Genomic DNA, 18,801 nt, shown 5'->3' with positions numbered 1-18,801 from the left:
AGGACGTCTCGTGCTCATCTCACTGCTCCGCCGATATCTGGCGCCGTACAAGGGATTTCTCGCCCTTGTCGTGCTGTTCCAGTTGATCGGCACGCTGGCCAATCTCTACCTGCCGAGTCTGAACGCCCGGATCATCGACAACGGCGTCGCCAAGCTCGACATCGACTACATCTGGCGCACCGGCGGGATCATGCTGGCGATCAGCCTGGTCCAGGTCGTCGCCACTATCACGGCCGTCTACTTCGGCGCCCGGACGGCGATGGCGTACGGGCGTGACCTGCGCGCGGCGATCTTCGACCGGGTGCTGCAGTTCTCGGCCCGCGAGGTCAACCACTTCGGCGCACCCTCGCTGATCACCCGAAACACCAACGACGTCCAGCAGGTACAGATGCTGGTGCTGATGACCTGCACGATGCTGATCGCGGCGCCGATCACCATGATCGGCGGCGTGATCATGGCATTGCGGGAGAATGCCGGACTGGCCTGGCTGATCGTCGTCTGCGTGCCGGTGCTCGGCATCTCGGTCAGCTTGATCGTGCTGAATCTCGGGCCGCTGTTCCGCCAGATGCAGAAGAAGATCGACACCGTCAACCGGGTGCTGCGGGAGCAGATCACCGGCATCCGCGTGGTTCGTGCCTTCGTCCGGGAGCCGTACGAGACCGAGCGGTTCGCCGCGGCCAACGAGGACCTGACCGACATCGCGCTGCGGGTCGGCCGGCTCTTCGCGCTGATGTTCCCGGTCGTGATGTTGATCATGAATCTGTCCAGCGCTGCGGTGATCTGGTTCGGAGGCCACCGCATCGACGCCGGCACGATGCAGGTCGGCGAGATGACAGCCTTCCTGACCTATCTGATCCAGATCCTGATGTCGGTGATGATGGCCACCTTCCTGCTGATGATCGCGCCGCGGTCTGCGGTCTCGGCAGAGCGGATCAGTGAGGTGCTCAATACCGAGTCCAGCGTGGTGCTGGCCAAGGAACCGATCACGTCGACCGATGCCTCGGCCCGTGGTGTGGTGCGGCTGGAGAATGCCGAATTCACCTACCCTGGTGCGGATTCCCCGGTCCTGCACGACATCACCTTGACTGCCAAGGCGGGTCAGACGACGGCGGTGATCGGATCGACCGGCGCCGGTAAGACGACACTGATCTCGCTGATCCCGCGGTTGTTCGACCTGACCGGCGGCTCGATCACCGTCGACGGTGTCGAGGTTCGCGATCTGGATGCCGAGCTGCTGTGGAGCAAGGTCGGCCTGGTGCCTCAACGGCCGTTCTTGTTCTCCGGCACGGTCGCCAGCAACCTCCGCTACGGCAATCCGGATGCGACCGACGAGGAGCTCTGGCACGCACTGCGCGTCGCCCAGGCAGCTGACTTCGTGGCCGAGATGCCCGGTGGACTGGGCGCCCCGATCGCCCAGGGCGGCACCAACGTCTCGGGCGGTCAGCGCCAACGGCTGTCGATCGCCCGGGCGCTGGTGAAGAAGCCGGAGATCTACATCTTCGACGATTCGTTCTCGGCCCTGGACGTAGCGACCGATGCGCGGCTGCGGGCCGCGCTCAAGCCGGAGACCGCCGACGCTGCGGTGATCATCGTGGGCCAGCGAGTGTCGACCATCGCCGACGCCGACCAGATCATCGTCCTCGAGGACGGCCGGATCGTCGGGATCGGTACCCATGATCAATTACTGGAGACGAGCCCGACCTACGCGGAGATCGTCGACTCCCAGCTCAGCGCCGAGGAGGCAGCAGCATGAGCGAAACGAGCCGTACCGAAGAAGCGGGTCGCACAGATGAGGTTGTGGCATCCGACCAGCAGAAGGCTGCCGAAGCCAACAAGCCCAAGGCCGCCGAGCGACCGGACTACGCCAAGAACGCACCCCGTGGGCCGATGGCGGCGCAGGTGCACGAGAAGGCGATGAATTTCTGGCCGTCGCTGCGACGGTTGCTGGGCCACCTGGCGCCCGAACGCGTACGCCTGGTGCTGGTGATCATCCTGGCGATCGCCGGCATCGTGATGAGCGTCGTCGGACCGAAGATCCTGGGGCGCGGCACCGACGTGCTGTTCGCCGGCATCCTCGGCCGGCAACTCGGGTCCCGGTTCCCACCGGGCACCACCAAGGAGCAGGTGGTCCAGGCACTGCGGCACGCGGGCCAGAACCAGCTGGCCGATCTGGTCAGCGGCCTGCGGGACTTCGTACCAGGCCAGGGCATCAACTTCGATCACCTGGCACAGATCCTCGGTCTGGCCATCGTGCTCTTCGTGCTCAGCTCCGTCGCGCTGGCGGTCCAGGCCCGGATCCTCAACGTCGTGGTGCAGCGGTCCATCTACCGCCTGCGTGGTGAGGTCGAGTCCAAGATCAACAGGCTGCCGCTGAGCTACTTCGACCGGCAGACCCGCGGTGAGCTGCTGAGCCGGGTCACCAACGACATCGACAACATCTCCCAATCCCTGCAGCAGACGCTGAGCCAGTTGCTCACCTCGTTGCTGACGGTGATCGGTGTGGTCGTGCTGATGTTCACGATCTCGCCGCTGCTGTCGGTGATCGCGCTGGTGACGATCCCGGTCGCGCTGGGCGTCACGACCCTGATCGGCAAGCGGTCCCAGAAGCGTTTCGTGCAGATGTGGCGCAGCACCGGCCAGCTCAACAGCCAGGTCGAGGAGGCCTACACCGGCCACTCACTGGTGAAGGTCTTCGGTCGCCGGCACGAGGTCGAGGCCGCATTCGCGGAGCGGAACGAGGAGCTCTACAAGTCAGGCTTCGGTGCCCAGTTCATCTCCGGGATGATGATGCCGATCATGATGTTCGTCGGCAATCTCAACTACGTGATCATCGCGGTCGTCGGCGGTCTGCGGGTCGCCTCCGGTCACATCACCCTCGGTGACGTGCAGGCCTTCATCCAGTACTCCCGGCAGTTCACCCAGCCGCTGACCCAGCTGGCCTCGATGGCCAATCTGCTGCAGTCGGGTGTTGCGTCGGCAGAGCGGGTGTTCGAGGTGTTGGACGAGGTCGAGCAGACCCCGGAATCGACCGGCTCACTGCCGGCGACCGAGGGCCGCGTGGCCTTCGAACACGTCAACTTCTCCTACGACCCGGACAAGCCGTTGATCACCGACCTGTCCCTGGTGGCCGAGCCCGGGCAGACCGTGGCGATCGTCGGGCCGACCGGTGCGGGCAAGACCACGCTGGTGAATCTGATCATGCGGTTCTACGAGCTCGACGGTGGTCGGATCACGCTGGACGGGGTCGACATCGCCAGCGTTCCGCGATCGGAGTTGCGGTCGCGGCTCGGCATGGTGCTGCAGGACACCTGGCTCTTCCACGGCACCATCCGGGACAACATCGCCTACGGCCGTCCGAGTGCCAGCGAGGAGGAGATCCTCGCTGCCGCCGAGGCGACCTATGTCGACCGGTTCGTGCACTCGCTGCCCGACGGGTATGACACCGTGATCGATGAGGAGGGCAGCAACGTGTCCGCCGGTGAGAAGCAGTTGCTCACCATCGCCCGGGCATTCCTGGCCGATCCGGCCCTGCTGATCCTGGACGAGGCGACCAGCTCGGTCGACACCCGGACCGAGTTGCTGGTCCAGCAGGCGATGAACCGGTTGCGCAGTGACCGGACCAGCTTCGTCATCGCGCACCGGCTGTCGACGATCCGCGACGCCGACGTGATCCTGGTGATGCAGCACGGCAAGATCGTCGAGCAGGGCAACCACGACCAGCTGCTGGAAGCCAAGGGCGCCTACTACGACCTCTACAACAGCCAGTTCAAGAATGCTCCGGAGGAGTTGGACGAGGCCGCTGTCCCGGTTCCCGCACTACCAGGCGGTGCTCCGGCCCGCACCTAGTCCGAGCGTCAGCAGACCCCGAGCAAACTCATGCATCCGAGACTGGAATTCTGAGTCTGCTCGGGGTTTGTCACGCGTAGTGCCTACCGTGCGGCCCCGAACGGGCACGCACTCGTCGTTTGAATGCTCGATTCTCGGTCACTGCACCGAAATCGGGCCGATTTGGTGCTCCGGCTCGGAATTTGTCGCACCGCGGTCAGCGGGTTGACCCAGGCGTCATCGGGAATCGACCGAAGTCGGTGTCGTTGGAGTGGACCGTGCCACCCTGCTCGATGGCATATGCCGCCAACTGCGCGCCGGTCGGCTGGTTGCCAGCGGCACTGCTCTCGTCCAAGAGCCCGACGACGCGATCAAGATGATCGACTCCTGGTCGAAGCACATCTACGTTGGGCTGGCCGATCCATTCATGGCCATCCGGATGGCGCCACGATGTCGCCATGTCGAGAACGCCCCGGCGGCCCCGACACAATAGTGACGGCGCCACAGGGGAGCCGCAGAAGGGGAATCTGATGAAGTATCTCATCCTGATCCACAGCAACCCGAGCGTGATCGAGTTGTTCGCCGCTATGACCGACGTCCAGCGCCGGGAGGCGTTCCAGACCTACTTCGAGATCGAGTCCGAGCTCGAGAAGTCGGGAGAACTCCTGGAATCGAAGGCGCTGGAGGAGAAGGTGCAGCACTACGTGCAGCGTGGCGCCGAGGGTCCGATCGTGACGGATGCACCGCTGGCCGAGGTGACCGAGATCGTCACCGGCTTCTATCTGGTGGATGTCCGGGACGAGGCCCGTGCGTTCGAGATCGCGGCTCGGTTCCCCGAAGCGGTGACCGAACGCGGCGTCCGCGTCGTACGGGTATGGACCCAGGACGACTTCGAGCAGGCGATGTCCTGACCCGAGGTCCTGACCAGATGACCGGGCACGGTGCGCCCACCGGCGCGATGACGGCGGCACTGCGCCACGCGATCCCGCGTGCGGTTGCCGTGGTCGCGCGCCGGTGGGGCGATTTCGACGACGCCGAGGACGCGGTGCAGGAGGCTGCGCTGGCCGCGGCCGCGCGTTGGGCACAGGACGGACTGCCGGATCACCCGGTCGGCTGGCTGGTCTCGGTCGCCGCACGACGTCGGATCGACGCGCTCCGATCCGACGCCGCCCGCCTGGAGCGCGAGATCGGCTGGGTGACCCGTGCATCGACGGGCCTGGAGGTGATCGACCGCGACGATACGCTCACGGTGTTCCTGATGTGCTGCCATCCGGCGCTGGATCGGGCCGGTCAGGTCGCGCTCACGCTCCGGGCCGCCGGCGGCCTCACGACACGCGAGATCGCCCGTGGGCTGATGCTGCGGGAGACGACGGCCGCGCAGCGGATCTCCCGCTCGAAAGCGACGATCCGGCGTGCTGGTGCCGGATTCTCGCTCCCGGATGCGGATCAGCTGGAAGGCAGGGTGCACAGCGTTCTCGACGTCCTCGGGCTCATCCACACCGAGTCCCATTCGGCCACCGAGGGCGAGGAGATCGTACGACCCGGCCTGGCGGCCGAGGCGCTCCGGATCGCGCGGGAGTTGCTGGGACAGACCCCCGCCGAGGCGCCCTGGCGCGGGGAGGTCCTCGGCCTGATCGCATTGATGCTCATGACGAACGCCCGTGAGCCCGCACGGATCGACGCGGGGCACCTGCTCGTCCCGCTCGCCGAGCAGGATCGCTCACTGTGGCGGGCGGACCTCATCGCCGAGGGCGACCGGATGCTGCGCGAGGCGATCACCCGATATCCGATCGGCGTGTTCCAGATCCGCGCAGCGATAGCGGCGGCACACAGCACCGCTCGGTCCTATGCGAGCACCGATTGGCGCGAGATCCTCGGCCTCTACGACCTGCTCCGGCTGCTGTCCCCCGGCCCACTCACGGAACTGGCCCGGCTCGTTGCGTGGGCGGAGGTCCACGGGACTGACGAGGCGCTCGATGACCTCGACCGGATAGCCGACGGTGCGCCCGCAGCCCGGGTCGCCGCCGTCCGCGCCCACCTGCTGCAGCGCTGTGGACGGGATCCGTCCGAGGCGCTGAGGGCAGCTGCTGCGGCCACCACGAATCTCGCCGAGCGCCGATGGTTCGAAGCGCGCGCCGACGACCTCATGCCAGGCCCGTCTTGAGGCCGGCGCCGCAGAGTGGCACGACCAACTCCCGCTCGCGAAGCAGTGCCCAGCCGAGTCGATCATCGGGCTCGGCCTCGGCATGCCGGACCGCCGCCCAACAGGCGGCGGCGGTCGCCTCCACATAGAAACCGCGCCCGGCGAGATCGCGTTGGGCGGCACGCACCTCCGAATCGGTCACGGTCACGATGTCGCCGCCGGAGTTGTGGATCGCGGCCAGGATCTGGGCCGACCGGGCCGGTTCGGCGATCGCGATGCCCTCGGTGATCGTTTCGGCCGAGGTGGCATAACCCGGCGACACCTCCGCCAGGCCTTCCGCATGGGCCCGCGCCAGCGGGGACACCGCCTCGGCCTGGACCGCGACGATCGGCGGCGTACGGTCGATCAGACCATGATCAACAAGTTCGGCCACGGCCAGGGCGACACCGAGCACCAGAGTGCCGTTGCCCGCCGGTACGACGATCACCTCCGGCAGCCGTCGGCCCAGATCCTCCCAGATCTCGTAGGCATAGGTCTTGGTGCCGTGCAGGAAGTACGGGTTGTAGACGTGGCTGGCATAGAAGGTGCCGGGCCGGTCGGCTGCTTGCTTCGCCGCGCGCGCCGTTGCTTCCCGGTCGCCGTCGATGATCATCACCTCGGCGCCGTGGGCCCTGACCTGTTCGACCTTCTTGGCCGACGTCGCAGCGGGAACGAAGATCGCGCAGGGCAGGCCGGCGCGGGCCGCGTACGCCGCCACCGCGGTTCCGGCATTGCCACTGCTGTCGGCGATCACCCGCTCAGGTTCGGCGCGACGAGCGGCCTCCAGCAGCATCACCGCGCCACGGTCCTTGAAGGACAGCGTCGGCATCAGGAAATCCAGCTTGACCGACACCCTGCCGGTGATCGGGACCAGTGGCGTACGGCCCTCGCCGAAGCTGATCATCGGATCGGCCAGCGGCAGCGCCTCGGCGTAACGCCACAGGGACAACACCCGCGCCGGCAGCGTCTCATGATCAACTCCGGCGGCCGTGAATGCCAGATCCCAGGGTGATCCGCAGTCCGGGCAGCGCCAGGCCAGCTCGGCGACAGCACTGGACCGGCCGTCCCGCGGGCAGATGTAGCCGGGGAGATCGGCCATCAGGGCAGCGGGAGCGTCGGCAGGTCCAACTGGTGCTCGGCCCGGAAGCCCAGTAGTTCCCTGGCCCGGGTCAGATCCAGCGGCACCTCCCGGCCGACGAACCGACGGTTACGCAACACCCCGGGGGCGTACCGATCCAGAAGCTCGTCGGTCGCGTACGGCTGCAGCGTCGTGTCCGCAGCGACATAGACCGGTACCGACCCGGCCAACGGGACGGTCAACGCCAGCTCGACAGCCAGGGCCGCGTCCCGGACGTCCAGATACGACCAGCCCTCGCGCGCGCCGTGGGTCGGATTCTTCGCCGAATTCTCCGCGTGGTGGTGGATCCGCTCGACCGGGCCGACGAACGGGAAGCGGAACCCGATCGAATCCAGCCCCCAGTGCCGGTGGATCATCCTGGCGCTGATCTCGTCCACGTACTTGCTCAGCGCGTAGCCGTCGTCCAGGTCCGACGGCAGCGAGGTGTCGATCGGGTAATACGCCGGCAGCACGTCGTGGGAGTTGAACGGCAGCCCGGTGTGGTTGATACTGCTGGCGAAGACGGCCCTTCGGATGCCCCGCTCGGCGGCCTGGGACAACACGTTGAAGGTCGAATTCACATTGGTCCGGAAGACCGTGTACGGCGGATGTCCGCCCGGGCTGGGGATGGCCGCCAAGTGCACCACCAACTCGACCCCCTCGAGGGCGTCGCCGACGGTGTCGACATCGGTGGTGTCGCCGTGCAGGACCCGGTCCATCGGCGGCTCATCCCGTCCGGCCTCGGCCGCTGTCACCAGCGACAGGCCGGTGATCACCGCACCGTGGCCGGCCAGCCGTTCGCAGACCGCGCTCCCGATGTTGCCTTCGGCTCCTGTCACCAGGATCCGCTTGCCGGCCAGGGGGTGAGGCTCAGACATCAGACTCCTTCTCGGGATTCGGTTCTGCAGATTCAGTTCTGGGGTTCAGCTCTGGAGATTCAGCTTGTCGATCATTGCATCCAGTGCTGTGGTGTCGAAGCCGAGGAAGCCGAAGCCTGCGACCGTCGAGGCCGGCATGTCGCCGAACATCGCCCGCATCGGCTCATCCATTGCCGCCAACGCGCCGGCCACCCGCGGGTCGGCGGTCAGCAGAACCGCAGCGGCCGGGTCGGCCAGCAACTCCGACATCGTCGAGTCCCGGGTGATCGGGCCGGTCACCGACGGCGCATCGAGGGTGATCGCCGTGCTGCCGGCAAGATCGCGCGACGACGCCCCGACGCTGATCATGAAGTCACCGGCCTCGACCGCCCAGCGATCGAGCCGCTCCGACCAGAAGGCGAAGGCACGCTCGTCGAGCGTGACAGTGACCTCTTCGGTCTGGCCGGGCTGCAATTCGATCTTGGTGAAGCCTTTGAGCTCGCGGACCGGCCGCGGCACGATCGACGCCGGATCGCCGACGTAGACCTGGACGACCTCGGCACCGGCACGGTCACCGGTGTTGGTCACCGAGGCCGTCACCGTCACCGCAAGATCACCGCCGGCGACGCTGCCGGCAACCGTCACCGACGGCTCGGAGATCTCGAACGACGTGTAGGAAAGCCCGTGACCGAAGGGAAAACTCACCTCCAGCCCCGAGGCGTCGTAGCCGCGGTAGCCGATGAAGACGCCCTCGCCGTAGCGGACGATGCCGTCCCCGCCGGGGAAATTCAGATAGGAGCTGTTGTCCTGCAGCCGGACCGGAATGGTCTCAGCCAGCTTCCCGGACGGATTGACCGCGCCGACCAGAAGGTCCGCGGCCGCACCACCGGCGGCCTGTCCCGACAACCAGCACTCCAGAATCGCCGCCGCATTCTGCTGCCAGGTCGAAGTTGCGACGGCCGACCCGTTAGCCAGCACGACGGCGATCTTGTCCCGATGATCACCCAGGTCCTGCAGCAGTGCGCGTTGATTGCCGGGCAGCTCGATGTCGGTCCGGTCGAAACCCTCGGATTCCGAAGCAGCCGGCAGGCCGAGGAAGGCGATGATCACGTCGGCCGCTTCGGCGGCGGCCACGGCCTCGTTGCGCAGCCCCTCGTCGGCGGTCGCATCGTCGAGGCTGAAGCCGGGTGCGAAGTCGACGCTCACCTGGTCGCCGACCAGAGCAGTCAGCTCGGTGAGCGGCACGTCGGTCCTGGTCGGGTTGACCTGTGAGGATCCGGCGCCCTGGAATCGCGGGGTGCGGGCGAATTCGCCGATCACCAGGATCCGCCGGACGCCGGGGCCGATCGGCAACAGATCGCCGTCATTCTTCAGCAGCACCGCTGATTCCGCGGCCGCCTGCCGGGCCAGGCTGTGGTGTTCGGCCTCGTCGAAACCATGCTCGGCCGCACGCGCCGACCGGGACTTCGCCACCAGATCGAGCAGGCGGCCCACGGTGCGGTCGAGGTCAGCCTCCGCCAGCGCCCCGGAGCGTACGGCCTCCACAACGGCGACATCACTGCGGCCCTTCACAGGCGGCATCTCCAGATCCAGCCCTGCGGTCAGCGAGACCGGACGATCATGGACCGCACCCCAGTCCGACACGACCAACCCCTCGAATCCCCACTCGCCGCGGAGCAGATCGGTGAGCAGCCAGCGGTGCTCGGAGGCGTACGTCCCGTTGATCTTGTTGTAGGAGCACATCACCGTCCACGGTGCAGCTTCTTTGACAACGCGTTCGAAGGCCGGAAGGTAGATCTCCCGCAGGGTGCGCTGGTCGATCTCGGCGCTGACCCGCATCCGGTCGGTCTCCTGGTTGTTCGCCGCGAAGTGCTTCAGCGAGGTGCCGACACCCTGGCCCTGGATCCCCTGCACCAGCGCGGCGGCCAGCACCCCGGCCAGCAGGGGATCCTCCGACAGGTATTCGAAGTTGCGACCGCACAGCGGCGAACGCTTCATGTTCACGCCCGGTCCGAGGACCACGGAGACCTGCCACCGCAGCGCTTCCCGACCGATCGCCTCACCGACCCGGCGGGCAAGATCAGGATTCCAGGACGAGGCCAATGCCGAGGCCGTCGGGAAGCACGTGGCCGGCACGCTGTCACCGATCCCGACATGGTCACCGGTGTCGAACTGGGCCCGCAAGCCGTGCGGGCCGTCGGAGACCATGATCGGCTCGATGCCCAGACGGTCGATGCCGGCGGTGTGCCAGATGTCCCCGCCGATCGAGAGCGCGGCCTTCTCGTCCAAGGTCAACTCGGCAATGACTGCCTCATTGTTTGCCGCCTCATTGTCTGCCACGGGTGATCCTCCTTGATCGGTTGCAGTCGGCATCCTGCCACTGATCAGGCGAAGAACTGCCGGAAGGTGAGATTCAGCCGCGGCCCCACAGGGCGTACGGTCTTGGGCACGCTGTGCCGATAGCCCGATTGCGAATCGCCGGCCATGATCAACAGATCGCCCTCGCCCAGCTCGAATGCCCACCGCTGGCCCGAGGCCGCCTGCTTGACGTGGAATGTCCGCCGGCTACCCAGGCTGACCGAAGCGATCGTCGGCCGATCGCCCAGCTCGCGCTCGTTGTCGCTGTGATAGCCGATGGAGTCCGAGCCGTCACGGTAGAGATTGGCCAGACAGGAGTTGTACGCCGCCCCGGACTCGGCCGAGATCCGGTCCTGCAGCCGGGCCAGAACCGGCGGCAACGGTCTGGGCTCGTTGCGGACCCCCGAGTAGGTGTAGGCGGCATCGCCCATCCAGCAGGTCAACCGAGGTGTCGGGGTGGTCCGGCCGGCGATGGTGATGTCCTTCTGTTCCCAGTCCAGACCGTCCACCAGTTCGGCGAACAGCTGATCCGGTGCGTCGACCCAGGCCGGAAAATAGCGGAAACACTCCGGAAGTCTGGTCACCGGACAACCCTACTGGGCGGCTGCTGCGTGTGGATCGGGTGATTACAGATCGCATACGGATGGGTCCCGCTGTTGGATCCGCTCGGGCTCGGGAGGACCATGAAGAAATGGCACTCACGGCCTCCCGCGGGAGTGGCGTCACCAGTCCCACGGACGGGGACCACAGCGCGAGCAACAGGCACGCCGGCTGGGCCTGGCTGGCCGGCGTCGTCGCCGGCCTCGCGGGACTGGCATCGACGCAGGTGATCGCGTGGCTGCTGACACCGCTGGGCGACCCGGTCAGCGCGGTCAGCGAATTCCTGCTCGGGCTGTTTCCCAGCGGACTGATCAACTTCGGCAAGGACACCCTGCGGTTCGCCGACAAGCCGGTGCTGTTGATCATCGTGGCATTGCTGGCGCTGGCGATCACCGGACTGTCCGGGCGGCTGGAGTACGGCCGCCGCTGGGCCGGGGCGATCGGGCCGGCCGTCCTGTGCGTGCTGGCGGTGGTCGCGATAGCCACCCGGCAGGACGCAGGTTTCGATGCGTTCCCGCCGGCGATCATCGGCACCGTCGGGGTCTGCTATCCGCTGCTGCGGCTGCTGATCGGCAGGCTGCGCTACTGGGCCGAACCCTCGGTCTTCCTGCGCGCTCCCCGTCCGAGGGCGCAGGTCCGAGAGGCCCGGCGGAATTTCATGATCACCAGTGTGGCGATCGGGGCCGCCTCGATCGTGGTCGGGACGGCGACCCGGGCGGCTGCGGGCGGCAAGTCGATGGCGCTGAAGGCCCGATCGCTGGTGACGTTGCCGAAACCGGCAACTCCGGCGCCGCCGGTGCCGGCCGGGGCGGATCTCAAGCTCGACGGGCTGACGCCGTACGTGACCGGCAACGGCGTCTTCTACCGGATCGACACCGCCTTCCAGGTCCCGATCGTCGATCCCGACACCTGGTCGCTGACGATCACCGGACTGGTCGAGCACGAGGTCACGATCTCCTGGAAGGAACTGCTGGCACTGCCGCTGACTGAGCACTACGTGACGCTGACCTGCGTGTCCAACGAGGTTGGCGGCGGTCTGGCGGGCAACGCCCGCTGGCTGGGGTATCCGGTCCGCGAACTGCTCAAACGTGCGGTGCCACGCGCCGACGCGGACATGGTGCTGTCGGCCAGCGTGGACGGTTTCACCGCCGGTACGCCGTTGGACGCCCTCACCGATCCCCACCGGGAGGCGATCATCGCCGTCGGGATGAACGGCCAACCGCTCCCGGCCGAGCATGGCTTCCCGGCCAGGATGGTGGTGCCCGGCCTGTACGGCTATGTCTCGGCCACCAAGTGGATCCACTCGCTCAAGGTGACCACCTATGCCGGCGACCAGGGCTACTGGACGCCGCTCGGCTGGTCAGCGCGCGGCCCGATCAAGCTCGCCTCGCGGATCGACACTCCCACCGGACAGGTGAAACCCGGCAAGGTCCCGGTTGCGGGGGTCGCGTGGGCCCAGCACACGGGCATCAGCAGGGTCGAGGTCCGGGTGGACGACAAACCATGGCAGACCGCCAAGCTCGCCGAGACCACGGGGCCCGATACCTGGCGGCAGTGGGTCTGGATCTGGGACGCCGAGCCCGGACATCACACACTGACCGTCCGGGCAACAGACGCCGACGGCCGCGTCCAGACGTCCCAGCAGGCGCCGCCGGCACCGAACGGCGCCACCGGCTGGGACAGCAAGGACGTCACCGTGGGCTGACTGGGTCAGCGCGTCGGGTCAGTCATCGGTTGAGTTGTCGGTCACTCATCGATCGGTTGTCGGTCACTTGTCGTCGCCGGACACCCGGTCCTTCAGCTTGCCGGCCGCATCCTTGAGATCCTCGCCGGCCTGCTTGGCCTTGCCCGACGCCTGATCGGTCTGGCCCTGACGCTCCAGACGCTCGTCGCCCGTGGCCTTGCCGATGCCTTCCTTGACCTTGCCGCGCAATTCCTCGCCCTTGTTCTCGGCCTTGTTGTCATCGCGATCGCCGACCATCTGACTCACACCCTCTCTGCAACACCAGCTCTGGTGAACAACTGCGCCCCGAGTCGTGGACGCTGCGCACTCTGCGCTCCCCCATCGCTTACCCAGTTGACAGGATCTGCATCGCAGGCTGTACTCATCGGGTCGGCGCGGTGCCGGCACGAGCGTGACCGAGTGAAGGGAGCCGGCGATGCGGGCCCTCGTGTATCTGACCATGACACTGGCGAACACGAGGACAGATGCAACACCGCACACCTTCACCGGGGCGTCCCCCACACCCTGACGCCCAGCCGGGCACCGATCGGCGCCGTTGGCTCAACCTCGGCGTCCTGGCCCACGTCGACGCGGGCAAGACCAGCCTGACCGAGGCGCTGCTGCTGGCCGGCGGGGCGGTCCGGCAACTCGGCAGCGTCGACGCCGGAACCACCCGCACGGACACGCTCGACCTGGAGCGGCGCCGCGGCATCACGATCCGGACCGCTGTCGCGAGCTTCGCCGTCGGTGATGTGACGATCAACCTGATCGACACCCCCGGCCACCCGGACTTCATCGCCGAAGTCGACCGCTCGCTGGCGGTGCTCGACGGCGCGATCCTGGTGCTGTCGGCGGTCGAGGGCGTCCAGGCGCAGACCATCGTGCTGTACCGGGCGCTGCGCCGGCTGGGTATCCCGATCGTCTTCTTCATCAACAAGATCGATCGTTCCGGCGCCGACCCGGATCGGGTGATCTCCGCGATCACCCGGCGGCTCACTCCGACCGCGATCGCCCTGGAGTCGGTTCGCGATGCCGGTTCCGCTGCCGCGACCGTGATTCCGTACGACCTGACCGACGATGCTGCGGCCGAGGCGCTGACCGTACAGCTGGCCGACCAGGACGAGGCGGTCCTGCAGGCCTGGATCGACCAAGGGGCCACGATCTCCGAAACCGGTCTCTGGAAGACCTTGGGCGGTCTGGCCCGGGGTGGACTGGTCCAGCCGCTGATCATGGGATCGGCGATCACCGGCGCCGGCGTCGATCGGCTGATCAGGACGGTCACGGCGCTGCTGCCGCCACCGTGGGCGGACCGCGACCGGCCGCTGCGGGCCCAGGTGTTCAAGATCGAACGGTCCGGTGCCGGCGACCGAGTCTGTTTCGTACGCATCCGGGAGGGAACGGTCAGCGTCCGCGATCAGATCTTCGCCGCCGGTACCGAGGCCGGGAAGATCACCGCCATCGAGGTCTGCGAACCGGCCGGTTTCGTACCCCGGGACCACGCCGTTGCCGGGCAAGTCGTACGGCTGCACGGCGTGCGGGCCCGGCTTGGTGACCACCTGGGCAGCGAACCCGGATCGACGACTGCCGGGGAAGGGCTGCACTTCCCTCCTCCGGCGTTGGAGACGACAATTGCCGCCCGCGACCCACGGCAGCAGGTCGCACTCCACCAGGCGCTCACCGAGATCGCCGACTACGACCCGCTGATCAGACTGCGGCCTGCTGCCGATCCCGGCGATCTGCGGATCACCATCTACGGCGAGGTCCAGCACCAGGTGATCGCCGACACCCTGGCGCTCGACCATGACATCGACGTGACCTTCCGGTCGACCAAGATCATCTGTGTCGAGCGGCCTGTCGGGCCCGGAGCTGCCGTCCGGCGGATCGGTGACCCGGAGCATTTCTTCGGCTCGACACTCGGGGCCAAGATCGAGCCCAACACACCGGGGGCCGGAGTCGATCTGGTCATCGCCGTCCCACGGCTGAGCATTCCGTTGCATGTCTACTCGACGATCGACGGCTTCCGGGCCGCACTGTCGGACTATCTGCACGATCCGCTGGCAGCGGGCCCACACGGATGGCAGGTGGTTGACATCCGGATCACGATCACCGAGAGCGATTACAACCCTCCGGGGCCTACACCGGCCGATGTCCGGCACACACTCGGAATCGTTGTGTCCGAGGCGATCCGCAGGGCCGGCACCGTCGTCTGCAAGCCGATCGACCGCTTCCGGCTCGAGACATCGACGACGACGCTGGCCGGTGCACTCGGACTGCTCGGCCGACACCGCGCGGTGCCCGACACACCCCGGCTCGAGGCTGATCTTGCAGTCGTGACCGGCACGATCCCGTCCGCGGAGCTTGATCATCTCCGTCGCGCCCTCTCCAGCGCGACCCACGGTGAGGGGCTCTTCGAATCCCAGCTCGATCACTATGCGCCGTAGAGTTGTCGAAGTGACGACTCTTGAGGCGTGGTGGGGCGAACCGATCGGTCAAGGGTGGCTGCAGATCGCTGAGCTGGGAATAGCGTGGATCCTGTCCGCCTTGATCGGATTCGAACGAGAGCTCAAACAGAAGGCGGCCGGCATCCGGACCTACACCGTCGTCGGCTTCGGCTCGGCGCTGTTCATGCTGGTCAGCAAGTACGGCTTCACCGACGTGCTGATGCCCGGTCAGGTCGTCCTGGACCCGTCCCGCGTGGCGGCCCAGATCGTGTCCGGTCTCGGATTCATCGGCGGCGGCATCATCTTCGTCAAACGTGACTCGGTCCGGGGCCTGACGACCGCCGCCAGCATCTGGCTGACGGCCGCTGTCGGCGCCGCGGCAGGGGCCGGGCTGCCGATCCTCGCTGCCGTCAGCACGGCCGTCTACTTCCTGACCGTGCTGGGACTCCGGCCGGCAGCTGCGGTGTTGAGTCGCCGCTTCGGCAGTGCCCTGCCCGCCATCCAGGTGCAATATCTGGACGGCCGCGGCATCCTCCGCGACATCCTGAGCGTCGTCACCGACTCCGGCTTCCTCGTCGCCGGCGTCACCACCACGCGCCGAAGGCGGTCGGGCCAGGAACGCCGGCGCCATGCCGACGGTGAGGACCGGGGCGCGGAGGCCCACCCGTCGGTGCTGTTGCGCGTCCAACTCAGCGGCAAGGGCGACCTCGGTTCCCTGATCACGGCGGTGTCGGACCTCTCGGGGGTGCTCGGCGTCACCACCACCGGTGACCGAGACGACGAAACGATCTAGCCCCGTACGCCACCGGTCGGCTTTCCGCCGGGACATATCGATGGTGCTGCCGGATTCCACGCCGCTCCTCGCCCGAACCTCACACTTTGAGGGTGCGCATGCGCGCATCGGTTCCTGGTGGAGCGGGAGTGCCGGAGGTCAAGGTTTGAGGTTCGGTGAGACCCGCGCAGAGCCCGGCCCGCGGGTGGCGAACCGACCGGCAACCGTCGATGTCGCGATGGTCAGCAATGCCCCGAGCAGCAGGGCGGCGGCCTCGCCGGGCAACAACACCCGGAGCTGGGTTCCCAGCGTCGCGGCAGCGACCGGGACGCCGAGCTGGGCCGCGGCGAGCACGGCGTACGGGATCGGCTGACCGATCAGCGCCGCCGCTGCATGGGCCAGGACTGCACCGAAGCCGAGCACGACGCCGAGGATGATCATCGACGGATGCGCCGCCAGCTCGCGCAGATCCAGCGAGGCGCCGAGCCAGACGAAGAAGATCGGACTGAAGAGGCCTTCGGTCAACCCGAAAAGCTGCCGGGCCAGTCGACGCGGTTCGCCGATGGCCGCGACGGCGAGGCCGAGACAGAAGCCGGCCAACATGATCGACACCCTGGTCTCGGTCGCCAGTGCCGCGAGCAGCAACAGTGCCAGCAGACTGATCCGTAGTTCGAGGGCGAATCCGCGCCGTTCCGACTTGCGATGCATGGCCTTGCGCCAACCGCGCCGCTCGCCCTGCCAGAGCACGGCGAAGATCACTGCGCTTGCTGCGACGACCACCACCACACCCAACCCGGCGCGCCCGACGTGGGCCCGATCGAGCACCAGCGGTAATGCGACGATGCACGCGGCGTCGGCGATGGCGACCTGGGGGAGGGTCATCAACATCCCCGGACCGGACAGCTGCAGCGATGCGACGATCGGCAGGATCACGGCGGCCGAGGAGGAGGCGAACAGGACCGCATACAGCGCACCGTGGCCGGTCCCGAAGGCGTACGAGACCAGCAGGCCGAGCACGATCGCGGCGGCGATCACGACCGTCAGCCGGAGCAACGCCGACCGCGCCCCGGACAGCAACCGCCGATCACGGACCGGAACGTGCGAGCCGGCGACGAACATCACCAGCGCGAAGCCGACGTCGGCCAGGAAGGTGAGGGTCGCGCCGCCCGGGTCGACCCAGCGGGTACCGGTGTCGCCGATCAGGACGCCGACCGCCAACTCACCGACCACGACAGGGATGCGCAGCGAGTCCGACCACGCCAGGAGCGGGCCGAACAGCGCGACCGCCGTGATCAGGGCCAGGATCTGCAGACTCATCGTCGGAGACCGATCGCGCCGAACTCAGCCGCGGAGCCGTACGAATTCGGGCTGGGCGACCTGCATCATCCGCGGGACGCGGCCGGTACAGAGTGCCTCCAGGTCATCGGCGACCAGCCGGCCGACGCTCCGCAGCGCCTCGGTGTTGGCACCGGCGCGATGGGACGACAACACCGCGTGCTCCGCCCGCCGGATCGGATGATCCTGGCCGATCGGCTCTTCCGGATAGACATCGATCGCCGCCCGGAATCGGCCGGCCAGCAGTCGATCGGTCAGGGCGTCGAAGTCGATCACGTGCGCACGACTGAGCAGCACGAGGACCGCATCGGAGCCGATCAGGTCGAGCTTCTCGGCCGTGATCAACGCCCGGTTGGACGAGCTCGGCGTAGCCAGCACGAAGATCACCCGGGAGGTCGCCAACAGCGTGTCGAGATCGAGCGGTTCGACTCCCTGCCGGCGCAGGAAGGTGTCGGTGATCCAGGGGTCGTAGACGCCGATGCGGCAGCCGAACGGTGCCAGCAGCGGCCGCAGCGATTGCGCCAGCCCGCCGAATCCGATCAGCCCGACCTGCTTGCCGTAGAGGGTGAAGGTGTCGCCGATCTCGGTGGCGAACGAGGTGTGGCTCCAATTCGGCTCACCGGTCCGGAAGGCCCGGTCGGTCCAGCCGATCTGCCGGGCGCTCGCCAGTGCCAGGCCCAGGCCGAGCTCGGCGACCGCGGGGCCGAACGCCGGCGCGCACCCCAGCACCCGGATCCCGTGGGAGGAGCAGTAGTCGTAGTCCAGATCCTCCTGTGGCGGCAGGTGGCCGCCGACCTCGAGGATCGCCCGCAGGCGCGGAAAGCGCGACGGGTGTCCATGACGCCAGGCACCCGTCACGATGATGTCCAGCTCGGGGGCGACCGCGGCCAGTTGATCTTCGTCGATCGGTTCGTCCCGACCCCACACCACATCGGCGACCGCGTGGATCCGTTGCAGGTCGTCCTCGGCGAAGATCGTCTCGGTCAGCCGGAAACTCGGGTCGAGCAGGACCTTCACAGCCATTGGGAAAGCTCCTTCTTCTGGATCGGCGAGATCCATAGTGACAGCGACCGGGCGAATCGTCGGCCGCCGCCCGGGTAACGCAACCCGGCAAGCCAGATTCCGCACGACCGACGACGAAGGATCCTTGGGATGACAACCGCACTTCTGGTGGTCGACATGCTCAGCCGCTATGAGCACGACGACGCGGAACTGCTGGCCGAGTCAGCCCTGGAGGCCGTGCCGAACATCCGCCGGATGCTCGACGCGGCCGGCGAGCAGGGCAGTCCCCGTCGTCTAGTCAACGACAACCACGGCACTCGGCGTTCTACGCCACCCAGCTCGACTATTTCCTGCGCAGCCACGCCATCGATCGGATCGTCCTGACCGGCCAGGTGACCGAGCAATGCATCCTCTACTCCGCCCTGGACGCCTACGTACGCCATTTCGACGTCGCGGTGCCACGTGATGCCGTCGCCCACATCCACGAAGACCTGAGCGAGGCCGCGCTGACGATGATGCAGCGCAATATGCGCGCCCACATCGGGACGACCGCGGAGTTGATCACAACGCTCAGGTGAGACCGGCTGCT

Annotated in this window: 17 protein-coding genes; 10 read left to right on the top strand and 7 right to left on the bottom strand. The window is 67.4% G+C overall.

Going from position 1 to position 18,801, the window contains the following annotated elements:
- Positions 1–10: 10 nt before the first annotated feature.
- The 5 genes from IEY07_RS16390 (at position 11) to IEY07_RS16370 (ending at position 5,989) form a co-directional block, all read left to right on the top strand.
- Positions 11–1,753: an ABC transporter ATP-binding protein gene (locus IEY07_RS16390; RefSeq protein WP_188896459.1), complete on the top strand. Its 1,743-nt coding sequence runs from the start codon at positions 11–13 to the stop codon at positions 1,751–1,753.
- A complete protein-coding gene (locus tag IEY07_RS16385) occupies positions 1,750–3,846 on the top strand; it encodes an ABC transporter ATP-binding protein (RefSeq protein ID WP_188896458.1) in 2,097 nt (698 codons plus the stop codon). The genes IEY07_RS16390 and IEY07_RS16385 overlap by 4 nt, the downstream gene beginning before the upstream one ends.
- A gap of 250 nt (positions 3,847–4,096) precedes the next feature.
- Positions 4,097–4,318: a hypothetical protein gene (locus IEY07_RS16380; RefSeq protein ID WP_188896457.1), complete on the top strand. Its 222-nt coding sequence runs from the start codon at positions 4,097–4,099 to the stop codon at positions 4,316–4,318.
- Between the two features lie 37 nt (positions 4,319–4,355).
- Positions 4,356–4,736, top strand: coding sequence for a YciI family protein (locus tag IEY07_RS16375; RefSeq protein ID WP_188896456.1), 381 nt, complete (start codon positions 4,356–4,358; stop codon positions 4,734–4,736).
- Between the two features lie 17 nt (positions 4,737–4,753).
- Positions 4,754–5,989, top strand: a complete 1,236-nt coding sequence (locus IEY07_RS16370) for an RNA polymerase sigma factor (RefSeq protein WP_229670184.1) — start codon at positions 4,754–4,756, stop codon at positions 5,987–5,989.
- On the opposite strand, the gene IEY07_RS16365 is transcribed toward IEY07_RS16370, so the two are convergent.
- The 4 genes from IEY07_RS16365 to IEY07_RS16350 are packed head-to-tail and all read right to left on the bottom strand — an operon-like array spanning position 5,970 to position 10,923.
- Positions 5,970–7,106, bottom strand: coding sequence for a pyridoxal-phosphate dependent enzyme (locus IEY07_RS16365; protein WP_188896455.1), 1,137 nt, complete (start codon positions 7,104–7,106; stop codon positions 5,970–5,972). The two genes, IEY07_RS16370 and IEY07_RS16365, sit on opposite strands and share 20 nt — an antisense overlap.
- The gene (locus IEY07_RS16360; protein ID WP_188896454.1) at positions 7,106–8,002 is read right to left on the bottom strand and encodes an NAD-dependent epimerase/dehydratase family protein; all 897 of its coding nucleotides are present in this window, start codon (positions 8,000–8,002) and stop codon (positions 7,106–7,108) included. Before IEY07_RS16360 ends, IEY07_RS16365 begins: the two co-directional genes overlap by 1 nt.
- A gap of 45 nt (positions 8,003–8,047) precedes the next feature.
- A complete protein-coding gene (locus IEY07_RS16355; protein ID WP_229670183.1) occupies positions 8,048–10,321 on the bottom strand; it encodes a glycoside hydrolase family 3 C-terminal domain-containing protein in 2,274 nt (757 codons plus the stop codon).
- Between the two features lie 44 nt (positions 10,322–10,365).
- On the bottom strand, positions 10,366–10,923 hold the full coding sequence (locus IEY07_RS16350) for an alpha-ketoglutarate-dependent dioxygenase AlkB family protein (RefSeq protein ID WP_188896452.1): 558 nt from the start codon (positions 10,921–10,923) through the stop codon (positions 10,366–10,368).
- 107 nt (positions 10,924–11,030) lie between these two features.
- Here IEY07_RS16350 and IEY07_RS16345 point away from each other — a divergent pair, with 107 nt between their 5' ends.
- On the top strand, positions 11,031–12,644 hold the full coding sequence (locus tag IEY07_RS16345) for a molybdopterin-dependent oxidoreductase (protein ID WP_188896451.1): 1,614 nt from the start codon (positions 11,031–11,033) through the stop codon (positions 12,642–12,644).
- 63 nt (positions 12,645–12,707) lie between these two features.
- Here the strand turns inward: IEY07_RS16345 and IEY07_RS16340 are convergent, their stop codons facing one another.
- Complete coding sequence (locus IEY07_RS16340; RefSeq protein ID WP_188896512.1) at positions 12,708–12,920, bottom strand: CsbD family protein; 213 nt, start codon at positions 12,918–12,920, stop codon at positions 12,708–12,710.
- 227 nt (positions 12,921–13,147) lie between these two features.
- On the opposite strand from IEY07_RS16340, the gene IEY07_RS16335 reads away from it, so the two are divergent.
- The gene (locus IEY07_RS16335) at positions 13,148–15,103 is read left to right on the top strand and encodes an elongation factor G (protein ID WP_188896450.1); all 1,956 of its coding nucleotides are present in this window, start codon (positions 13,148–13,150) and stop codon (positions 15,101–15,103) included.
- A 10-nt stretch (positions 15,104–15,113) separates the two neighbouring features.
- Entirely contained in the window at positions 15,114–15,896 is a 783-nt protein-coding gene (locus IEY07_RS16330) for an MgtC/SapB family protein (RefSeq protein ID WP_229670182.1), read from the top strand.
- 138 nt (positions 15,897–16,034) lie between these two features.
- Here the strand turns inward: IEY07_RS16330 and IEY07_RS16325 are convergent, their stop codons facing one another.
- Both IEY07_RS16325 and IEY07_RS16320 read right to left on the bottom strand, forming a co-directional pair.
- Complete coding sequence (locus IEY07_RS16325; RefSeq protein WP_188896448.1) at positions 16,035–17,192, bottom strand: cation:proton antiporter; 1,158 nt, start codon at positions 17,190–17,192, stop codon at positions 16,035–16,037.
- 24 nt (positions 17,193–17,216) lie between these two features.
- A complete protein-coding gene (locus IEY07_RS16320) occupies positions 17,217–18,233 on the bottom strand; it encodes an NAD(P)-dependent oxidoreductase (RefSeq protein WP_188896447.1) in 1,017 nt (338 codons plus the stop codon).
- A gap of 129 nt (positions 18,234–18,362) precedes the next feature.
- Between IEY07_RS16320 and IEY07_RS24255 the strand changes: the two genes are divergently transcribed.
- Together IEY07_RS24255 and IEY07_RS24250 are read left to right on the top strand one after the other, a co-directional pair.
- Positions 18,363–18,596 (top strand): cysteine hydrolase family protein, encoded by a 234-nt coding sequence (locus IEY07_RS24255; RefSeq protein ID WP_229670181.1) that lies wholly within the window; start codon positions 18,363–18,365, stop codon positions 18,594–18,596.
- The gene (locus IEY07_RS24250) at positions 18,563–18,790 is read left to right on the top strand and encodes a cysteine hydrolase family protein (RefSeq protein WP_308422953.1); all 228 of its coding nucleotides are present in this window, start codon (positions 18,563–18,565) and stop codon (positions 18,788–18,790) included. Before IEY07_RS24255 ends, IEY07_RS24250 begins: the two co-directional genes overlap by 34 nt.
- Positions 18,791–18,801 lie beyond the last annotated feature (11 nt).

The organism is Microlunatus endophyticus (assembly GCF_014646195.1).
In the GTDB taxonomy this organism is placed as follows: Bacteria; Actinomycetota; Actinomycetes; order Propionibacteriales; family Propionibacteriaceae; genus Microlunatus; species Microlunatus endophyticus.
This window is presented reverse-complemented; position numbering and strand designations above follow the sequence as displayed.